Below are 9,431 nucleotides of genomic sequence, written 5' to 3'. Positions count from 1 at the left end.
GGACTGGCTGGGCGCTGGACGTCGACCAGACCTTCAAGGTCGGCAACGAAGTCAGCATCACTGAACGGAAAACCGAAACAGGTGCGGTAAAGACCTATGCCACTTGCCCGTTGGTAGGTGACTTCACGCTGATTCATATGTTCGAGTCGGCGCGCTTCGTGCCGATTGGCAATACGCCGGTAAAACTTGAGCCAGTCACCAAAGGTACCTTTTACGACGACGTTACCGGCCCGGTCATCGAAACCATGATCGGCCCGAGCGGTATCAAAGTGATCGAGGGGGCCAAGAAGGGCCAGACCTATCGCATTACGTTTTTCCCCAACGTATCCCAGAATGACGTCAAAGCGCTCTATAACTCCTATCAAGGCGTTATCAGCAAGCTTGATGGCTGGTTGCAGAGCGAATGGTCAAGCAAGTTTCAGCCGCAATGGGCCAGTTACTCTGCAGCCGATCGCGCCGGACGTTCGGTGATTTTGCTCAAACGCGCCCTGGAGGGGTTTGAAAAGGCTCTGTTGCAGCTGTGGGATGACATCAAAAGCTTGTTCGAGCTACTCGCCAATCCGAGGAAAAATTACGAAAAGCTGAAAAAGTACCTGTCGGACGTCGAGATCGACAAACTCTATGCAGCCTCCAAGGAGTCGATTGCTTCAGGGCTGTTGATCCTCAGCGACGAGCCGCTGATGTTCATCTACGTCTCCGCCATTGTTGCTTGGGTCGGCATGCTACCGCCGCAGGTTGTTGTCGACGTGATGACTGCCATCGCCTCGGAATTCCTGATCAACGTACTGGTGGGCATCTGCCTGACAGGTGGCGCCGGACTGGCCGTGAGAGCGGGCACCAAAGTCCTCTCCACCGTCAAATCCGGAGAAGCCATCAAGTATCTTGAAGACCTCGCGTCTACCTTGATGACACTCAGCAACAAACACGCCCTGCCCGCCCATGCGGAAGTGTCGAAACCAATCATCGCCAGCGCCAAGAATGTGCCGATGAAGCCTGCCAAAACCGCAGCGCTGAAAATCGATGAAGCTACCACTGAAGCGCCAAAAGCTGGCTCGCGCAAGGCTGAACCCAAGAGCCAACTAGAGGGACTGTCTCCCACAAAACAACTGCCTAAAACTGCAGATACTCCGAAACAGGAAGTCAAAGACGCCTCTTCGTTCCCAAGGGACAAGAAAAAGAACCAGTCCACTCTGCAACCCAAAGAAAAAGTCGACGACGTTCCTGATCAGTCCAAGACACCCGATGACAAAAGCGCCACTTGCGCGAAGAAGACCTGCACCAACGGCTGCCCGGTCTCGATGGTCACCGGTGAAGAGCTGCTAACCATTACCGACGGTGAACTCGGTGGCCTGCTGCCATTCAGTTGGACTCGACTCTACCGAACCAGCGCGGCTGAAATCGACTGCGGTCTAGGCTATGGCTGGAGCCACGCCCTCGCTCAACGGGTGGCCATCAATGGCGACGAGGTCGTGTGGACCGATCACGAAAACCGGGTCACCACATTTCCCCTGCCCAGCGTACAACGCCCGGCAATCACCAATAGCCTTTCGGAAGCCGCTATCTTCATTGGCGAAGATCCCTCCGAACTCATACTGACTCAGGCCGGCGAAAAGCCGCTGTTCTATCACTTCCGTTTCAACAGTAAAGGCGCGACGCTGATCGCCATCAGCGACAACTACGATAATCGCCTGCAGATCACCCGTGACATCCATGGTCGAATCAAGCGAGTGGATAACGGTGCTGGTCGTGCGCTGCTTGTCCGGTACGACCGCAAGCACATTGTCGCCATCGACTATCAGCAATTCATTCCGGCGGACAATCTCGAAGACGCCTGGAACACCGTTCAGACGCTGACCACCTATGAATACGATGGTCACCATCGGTTGATCAAAGCCACAAACGCTCTGGGAGAGTCCGAGCGTTATGCCTACAACGAGCAAAACGTCATTCTTGAGCGGCAACTCGCCGGGGGCGCAAGCTTTTACTGGGAGTGGGAAAAGGAAGGCAAGTCTGCACGTTGCATCCATCACTGGGCCAGTTTCTCTCAGATGGATGCGCACTATGCGTGGGATGACAAAGGCAGCGTCACCGTTACCAACGCCGATGGCAGCGAAGAGGTTTATACCCACGATGACAAGGCTCGACTCGTCGCCAAAGTTGATCCGGACGGTGCAGAACATCTAAAGGCCTATGACGACAAAGGCCGACTGATCGCCGAAAAAGACCCGATGGGGGCGGTCACGGAATATCAGTACAACGAAGCGGGTCGATTGGTCGCGGTGATCCCACCGGAAGACGCACCGACCACCTACGAGTACTACAACGGGTTTGTCCGTGTGGTAAATCGTGGTGACGCCAAATGGATCTACTGGCGTAACGACCAGGGTGACATCACTGAACAAGTCGACCCGGATGGCAACTCTACGCATTACGCCTATGATCGCCAAGGACGCCTGCTGGAGATCCGCCATCCCGACGGCAGCCGCCACCAACTGGGGTGGAACAACCTCGGCCAATTGCTGGAGGAGCGCCTGCCGGACGGCGGTCAGCGCAAGTACCGCTACGATGCGCTCGGTCGCCAGATCACACGTCAGGCTGAAACGGGTGCAATCACCCACTACCAGTGGGATGCGGCTAACCGTCTGGCACAGATCACCCTGCCCGGCGGCGCTACCCGTGCGTTCACCTACAACCCATACGGCCGCGTCACTGCAGAACGCGACGAACTGGGGCGCGTAACCCGTTACGAGTATGCCGATAACCTGCATCTAGTCAGCCGTCGCATCAACCCGGACGGCAGCCAACTGCGCTATCGCTACGACAACGCACGCCTGCTGCTCACCGACATCGAAAACGAACGCGGCGAACACTATCAGCTGGATTACTACTCGAACGGGCTGATCCAACAGGAAACCGGTTTCGACGGACGCCGCACTGCCTACGAGTACGACCTCAACGGCAAGCTGCTGAAAAAAACCGAATTCGGCGACGATGGCAGTGAGTTGGTGACCGATTATCAGCGCGATGCCTCTGGTCGCCTGATGGTCAAAACCATGCCCGACGGCGAAGAAATCCATTACAGCTACGATGCGTTGGGTCGCCTGGTAAACGTCGACGACGGCCACTGGCCCCTCGCCTATGAGTACGACGTACAAGATCGCCTGATCACTGAGCACCAAGGCTGGGGCACCACGCGTTACGAGTACGATAGCGTCGGCCAACTAAGCCAATGCCGACTCCCTGATGGCAGTACACTCGATTACCGCCACCTCTCCGGCGGTCGGCTGAGCAGCATCGACCTCAACGGCTCACGCCTGACTACGCACCAGTTCGCCGCTGGCCGTGAACAGCAGCGCCAACAAGGCGTGCTGCTTAGCCAATACCAATACGACGAACAGGGAAGGCTTCAAGCGCACACCGTAGGTCAGCAGGACCGCAATCTGTTCCAGCGCCGCTACGCCTACGATGCAAACGGCAACCTGGCCGGCATCGATGACAGCCGCAAAGGAAACCGCAGCTACCACTATGATCCACTGGATCGTCTGGTCAGCGTTCGCGGCGCCACCCCCGAAACTTTCGCTCATGACCCAGCCGGCAACTTGCTCGGTCAAAACGATCTGCCCACTGCGAACCTCGCCAACGTCAAAGGTAATCGCCTGCTTATGCAAGGCGACCGGCATTACGACTACGACGCCTACGGCAATCTGGCCCGGGAACGCCGTGGTACCGGACAGCAACTGGTCACCGAATACCGCTACGACTGCCAGCATCGCTTGATTGGCGTCACCTTGCCCGGTGGCAGCACCGCAAGCTACAAATACGACGCCTTTGGCCGTCGCATAGAGAAGACTGTCGATGGCCAGACCACCGAGTTTCTCTGGCAAGGTGAACGCCTGATCGCCGAAAGCGCTGAGAATCGCTATCGCACCTACATCTACGAGCCAGGCAGCTTCCGCCCATTGGCGATGCTCGATGGCGAAGGCCCGCTGAAGGCGACGCCGTTCTATTACCAACTCGACCACCTCGGTACACCTCAGGAACTTACCGACTACAGCGGCGAAATCATGTGGTCGGCGAAATACCGTGCCTATGGCAACCTGGCAGCCTTGGACGTCGCCGAAATCGACAACCCTCTGCGCTTCCAGGGTCAGTATTTCGATGCGGAGACGGGGTTACATTACAACCGGCACCGCTACTACAATCCAAGCACCGGGCGTTTTTTGACGCCGGATCCGATCAAGCTTGCGGGTGGGTTGAACAACTATCAGTATGTGCCTAACCCTACGGGGTGGGTGGATCCGCTGGGGCTCGACAATTGCCCAGAGGGTAATGGGTGCAAGCCTCCAAGTGGACTTGAGGCACCAGAAAGTGGCGCAAAGGTCAGCGAAGGCGCTCCTGATGTCCCTGGACCCGAGAGTGGTAAAAATCCAAAGTTCTTCAAAACCGAAACCACATGGAAAGCAAGCGGTAAAGGCACAGATAACGAATATAAGGTTTTCCAACAGGATATTGACTGGGATTTAGAGCACAAGGGCATGTCGAACTTAGACAGAGCAAAAGAAGGCGGTGCCCCTTACATAATGAAAGATGGGGTTCCTCAACAGCTACAGCTCCATCACTCAAGGCAGAACGGAAAGGGACCGCTTTTTGAGTTGAGTCGCAAGACCCACCTTACGACTCTCAAAGGTAAAGGCCGGGAAGCGGTTCATCCCTACGGCCACAATCAACATCCAGATGAGCCTGTAAACAGGGAACTCTTCAAGAAAGAAGTCCCGCAATATTGGAAAGACCGCGCAGCGGAGGCCGCTAAATGATACCGACCAAATTAAAATTACTAGTTGAAAATCAGCCGGGCAATACCCTTCGAACAGACAAGCAATCAGTTACAGAGGCTTTAAAACAGCTAAACATAGACACAAATAGCGAACTCGCAGAGTTTTTTTTAAACTACACAATAACTTTTTTTAAAAGCAGTTCTTCTGATGAAGAATTGTGTGACATCGCCGACCCAAGCAACGAAATCGAAATCGGAACAAATTTCATCCACGAAGTATGGGAGCTACCGGAAAACCTTGTCTGCCTCACCAACATTCAAGGCGAAGGCTGTTACTTGTATGACATAAATAGCGGCGAAGTTTTAGACTTCAGCCTTGCTAACCGAGATGATTTTCTAGCTGGTAAAACACAGCAAAAATGGGCTAGCTTCTTTGAGTTTTTGATTTGGTACTTATCTTAAACCTCACACCATTAAAAATCTTTAAAAAAGGAGCAAACCGAACGAATAAAAAGACAAAAAGGGGACAGATTTATTTTCTACAAACTGAAAATAAATCTGTCCCCTTTTCTGCTTAGTATCATGACGCCTATCGTGAAGGGATTTTGCGCAAACGGGGGACAGACCACGTTTTCTTATTCTGAAGGTGATCTGCACTTTATGAGTTTCAATTTTTCGCTCTGTAAAAGTGGTCCGTCCCTGATTGGTTCACAAAAAGCCATTAAGCCAACTAGACGCTGAAGATAAGTATCAAATTGGCAGAGGACGTGGCAGAGGACGTGGCAGAGACTACATTGAAACAGACGTGCCGGACTCTCAACTTGAATGGGTAAAAAACCCTAGATACGGCACAATGGAGCTTACGATCAAAGGAAATGTGAAGCTAGAGAATCCAACATTCAACCGGCGGAAATGATGCTAGAAAAAAACAAACAGATAGTTCTTAATGGAAAGGATGCACTCGAAGTTCTAGCAGACATCGAGCTCATCCTAATTTCACTACACAAAATAGGAAGCTACTACGCGGATAAACCCGTCGAAGATTACCGGAAGGCCACCACTGACTTTATTGATAATGAAAAGGTTACGCAGCGCCTTGCCAAAGTAAGGAGAATTATCAGCAAGAGCTTTGACTCAACACTTGGAGATGATGACATGGATGATATAGAGCGCCACCTGGAAGAAATTAAATTCTGGAAGCCCTAAAAGCCATAATCGGTCGCAATCGGGGAAAACCCTGTTGGTTCCCCACAAATCCACTACAGGTTTTGCGGCTGATGATGCACCTCATCGCGCAGAGCTTTCTTCAATCTTCCCACAGTCTTCGCTGCCTCCGTAAGACGGGGACAGACCACGAGAAAACGGCGACAGACCACGGTTTCTTTTTTGTATCTATAATCTGCCCTCTAGAAACCCTCCTATTTATCGCTATTTATAGTGGCCTGTCCCTTAACAACACAAGATATATTTTTTATAGATCAGAAACCCCCGTTGGCTACAATAATGGCGAGCTAACAAACTGGGTTAGGATTGAACTTTCAAAAGCTGGCGAACCTGTCATACACAGCTTTCCAGCCTCACCTGAACAAGTTAAAAAATACATGGGTAATGTAAAATGAGACCCAAGCTAAAGTACGAACTTCAACCAATTCGAGTACCAAGCGGCTGGACAATAACAATCAACAACTTTTTTGAGGTTGAGTTAACCCCAGAAACTAACGACTGGTTCACCTCCTCAGTACTATTAGGGGGTGTAAGGCGTAGTAGTGGGCACTGCTTCGATTCTAGAGTAGAGCCAGAGGGAGACCCCGACGGAGAGTTTGTAATTGATTTCCTAAAAATCGAATATGATCACAAAGGAAAACCGGTGAAAAACTCCGAAGTTTTTCTCGGCGAATTCAGAACTAAAAGCAAGATTGAATTCATTAAGCAGATTGAATCATTCATGATCGAAGCATGAAATACAGATAGAGAAAAAGGGGATCACAAAGGGACAGATTTATTTTCTACTGATAAAAAATCTGCCCTTTTTTAATTCAAGATGAAAGCTTTGGGCTGGATGAGAAATTCAGTCACCAACTGAAATAGTAAAAGTATAACAGGGGAGCAGGCGACGTTTTATTTTTTCTGAACGTGGTCTACCCCGAACGGCCATCAATCTTTCCGCGCTCTAAACGTGGTTTTCTCCTGATTAATTACTTATGCAAATCCATCTCAACATCGATGACCTACCCGCCTACCCATACCCTACAAACTTCCTGCACTTTGCATCCATTGAACCAGAAACAGATATCGAGCCTTGGTGGCTGCTGGTATACAACGCAGGTACAATCAACAACTGGTACAAAACACTCAAACAGCTTTATCCAGAACGCACATTGATCCCATTTGCCAAATTCAACGCGAATGATGACATCGCATGTTTTGATGGGGATGATTTTTCTGGGCAGCCCCATGTGTTGATAATTCATGCTTATGCGTCAGAGGGCTGGGAACTTCACGCCACCTACGCTAGCTTCGATAAGTGGCTAGAAGAAGCCATGGTGCAAAATGCCGAGTGGCTCAACGAGGACTAAAAACTTTAATCCCGACAAGCCTGGTATTTGCTTTAGAAAAAACGAGAGAACCGCAGGCAGCCCCTGAGAAGTCTCGTTGTTTAACCTCTACTCCCCCGGACTGAACAATCAAAGGACTGTAGCCTTGAAACGCTTGAATCGCCCATTTTCCATCCTCCTCGCCCTCACCTTCTCCCTTAATGCGACTGCACTGTCCCTTCGCTCCGAACAACGCCCCGACGGCACCACTGCCCTGTTACTTTCAAACGAACCCGCCGCAGAACGCGCGCCAAAGCTCAACCAGGATCCAGCGGTGCGCTCAGCACTGGTCGATTTTTTTGGCTATGAAACCGGTAGCTACACCAACGACAACACAATGATTGTGCAGCAAGTTCTGGAAGCGCTTGATTCGGAAATGTCGATGTTTGCGGACGGTGTGCCTGCCGGCAGCAAAATGATTACTGCCATGGATGATGGCAACAATGGGTTTGAGCGCGGCGCATTGTTGCTTAACGACAAGGGCCAGTTGGTCGCTGTCGGGCTGGTCAATGGCCACTGCACGGTCAAGTCGCGTGAGGAGGCTTTGACCTGTAACGATGCCCCGCAAACCGTGCTGACCATTTTCCAACCGCAAGGCGCTAAACAAGCTGATGCCGAATCTTTGATCGGCTGGAGTAAACAACTGCCTCCGATGATGGCGATATGGGCGGAAAGTGATGACCCGGAACGCCGAGCCAACGCGCAGAAAATTGCCAGCGTTGAATACGCTGCAACCAAACCGGAAGAGGGAGCGTGGACAGCGGCACAGTTACCTTCCGACTTTCCCAAAGCCATGCTGGCGATGCTTCCGCAGCGGGCTCACCTGATAGGTGCTGGCGCCCACGGTGTTTTCACGACGCCGGGGATGGAGGGCACGCCGATTGAAGGTGATTGGGACAAAATAGCCGGCCGTCCACAACATGAGTTCGAAGTCATTCTCCGGACTTTTACAGAGTACGCAGACGTCATCGACTTCTATCAGCAGCATGCGAAGGATGCCGAAATCAGCGGCAACCAGAGAAAGGCACTCGTTGAAGGCTATATTGGTGGCGGCACCTACAAGATTGAAATCAGTAATAGAGAAGACGAAGGCACAGTGATCACACTCTCTGCTTGGCGACAAGAAGTCTGATTTATCCAAATAAAAAAAGGGCGACCCCATGATCGCCCTCTTTTAAATCAATATATTCTCCCCGTTTAAATCAAAGCTTTTGCAGCTCTTCTTTAGCTCCCGGAGCACCGCGATCAATTGCTTTGAGCATCCAGTACTCGGCCTTGGATTTGCTTTTTGGCAAACCGCCACGTCCTTGCGCGTACATTTTCCCAAGCGCCAACTGCGCGTTGCCAAAATCTGCATCCGCAGACTTGCGGTAAAGCTTGGCCGCTTCACGTTGGTTTTTTACGGTGCCTCGCCCCTGTTCAAGCATTTGCGCCATTTCATACTGCGCATACTTATTGCCGAGCGCAGCCGACTTGCCAAACCAGGAAAATGCCAGAGCTTCATCCTTGTCCACACCTCGTCCAGCGGCGATCATTTCCGCGAGGTGAAGCTGTCCGTAATCGTCACCGGTTTCAGCCAGTTTGCGATACCACTGAGCGGCAACAACATCGTCCTGTGTAACTCCGTCACCCTTCTCATAGAGGCTTGCCAGCAGCATGTAGGCTGAGGGATATCCGCCTTCGGCGGATTGGTGGTAGTACGCTAATGCTTTGTCCATGTCCTTGAGATTTTTGATCGATCGGCCACCGCGATGGTAGATCTGCGCCAAACTGAACTGCGCTTTGGCGTTCCCCTGCTCCGCAGCTTTCAAATCCCAGTAAACACTTGCGTCTTCACCCTCAACGCTTCGATCCCAACGAAGTTCCTCAGCCAATCCGACTTGCGCTTCGGCATTACCTTGCTCTGCAGCTTTGCGAAACCACACTTCCGGCATGCCCGGTGACCACTGCTCAACCACCCCGCAGAGGTTCTCTTGAATGGCTTTGCCAAACTGCGTCTGCGCGTCAAGATCGCCTGCGACCGCTTGTTCATGCAGCCGCTCAGAATTTGGCGCGCACTTCCC

The 9,431-nt window shown here is 51.9% G+C and carries 7 protein-coding genes; 6 read left to right on the top strand and 1 reads right to left on the bottom strand.

Going from position 1 to position 9,431, the window contains the following annotated elements:
- From DBR24_RS12440 to DBR24_RS12410, 6 genes are all read left to right on the top strand, one after another.
- A partial coding sequence (locus DBR24_RS12440; protein ID WP_128614904.1) for an RHS repeat-associated core domain-containing protein occupies positions 1 to 4,814 on the top strand: 4,814 nt, incomplete at its 5' end.
- Complete coding sequence (locus DBR24_RS12435; protein ID WP_128614903.1) at positions 4,811 to 5,236, top strand: hypothetical protein; 426 nt, start codon at positions 4,811 to 4,813, stop codon at positions 5,234 to 5,236. The genes DBR24_RS12440 and DBR24_RS12435, both read left to right, overlap by 4 nt.
- A 453-nt stretch (positions 5,237 to 5,689) precedes the next feature.
- The gene (locus DBR24_RS12425; protein ID WP_128614902.1) at positions 5,690 to 5,980 is read left to right on the top strand and encodes a hypothetical protein; all 291 of its coding nucleotides are present in this window, start codon (positions 5,690 to 5,692) and stop codon (positions 5,978 to 5,980) included.
- A gap of 409 nt (positions 5,981 to 6,389) precedes the next feature.
- The gene (locus DBR24_RS12420) at positions 6,390 to 6,734 is read left to right on the top strand and encodes a hypothetical protein (RefSeq protein WP_128614901.1); all 345 of its coding nucleotides are present in this window, start codon (positions 6,390 to 6,392) and stop codon (positions 6,732 to 6,734) included.
- 241 nt (positions 6,735 to 6,975) lie between these two features.
- Positions 6,976 to 7,350 (top strand): SMI1/KNR4 family protein, encoded by a 375-nt coding sequence (locus tag DBR24_RS12415; protein ID WP_128614900.1) that lies wholly within the window; start codon positions 6,976 to 6,978, stop codon positions 7,348 to 7,350.
- A gap of 124 nt (positions 7,351 to 7,474) precedes the next feature.
- Positions 7,475 to 8,500, top strand: a complete 1,026-nt coding sequence (locus DBR24_RS12410) for a hypothetical protein (protein ID WP_128614899.1) — start codon at positions 7,475 to 7,477, stop codon at positions 8,498 to 8,500.
- A 70-nt stretch (positions 8,501 to 8,570) separates the two neighbouring features.
- Here DBR24_RS12410 and DBR24_RS12405 read toward each other — a convergent pair.
- On the bottom strand, positions 8,571 to 9,431 hold an 861-nt coding region (locus tag DBR24_RS12405), incomplete at its 5' end, for a tetratricopeptide repeat protein (protein WP_256591430.1).

It is taken from the genome of Pseudomonas sp. HMWF006 (genome assembly GCF_003061205.1).
GTDB lineage: Bacteria > Pseudomonadota > Gammaproteobacteria > Pseudomonadales > Pseudomonadaceae > Aquipseudomonas > Aquipseudomonas monsensis.
The sequence above is the reverse complement of the archived record's forward strand: the minus strand, read 5'-3'. Positions and strand labels throughout refer to the sequence as shown.

Bases quoted from the DNA above. Each gene is read 5' to 3' on its own strand.
- DBR24_RS12415 (WP_128614900.1), top strand. From the start codon at position 6,976: ATGCAAATCCATCTCAACATCGATGACCTACCCGCCTACCCATACCCT.
- DBR24_RS12420 (WP_128614901.1), top strand. From the start codon at position 6,390: ATGAGACCCAAGCTAAAGTACGAACTTCAACCAATTCGAGTACCAAGC.
- DBR24_RS12435 (WP_128614903.1), top strand. From the start codon at position 4,811: ATGATACCGACCAAATTAAAATTACTAGTTGAAAATCAGCCGGGCAAT.
- DBR24_RS12425 (WP_128614902.1), top strand. From the start codon at position 5,690: ATGCTAGAAAAAAACAAACAGATAGTTCTTAATGGAAAGGATGCACTC.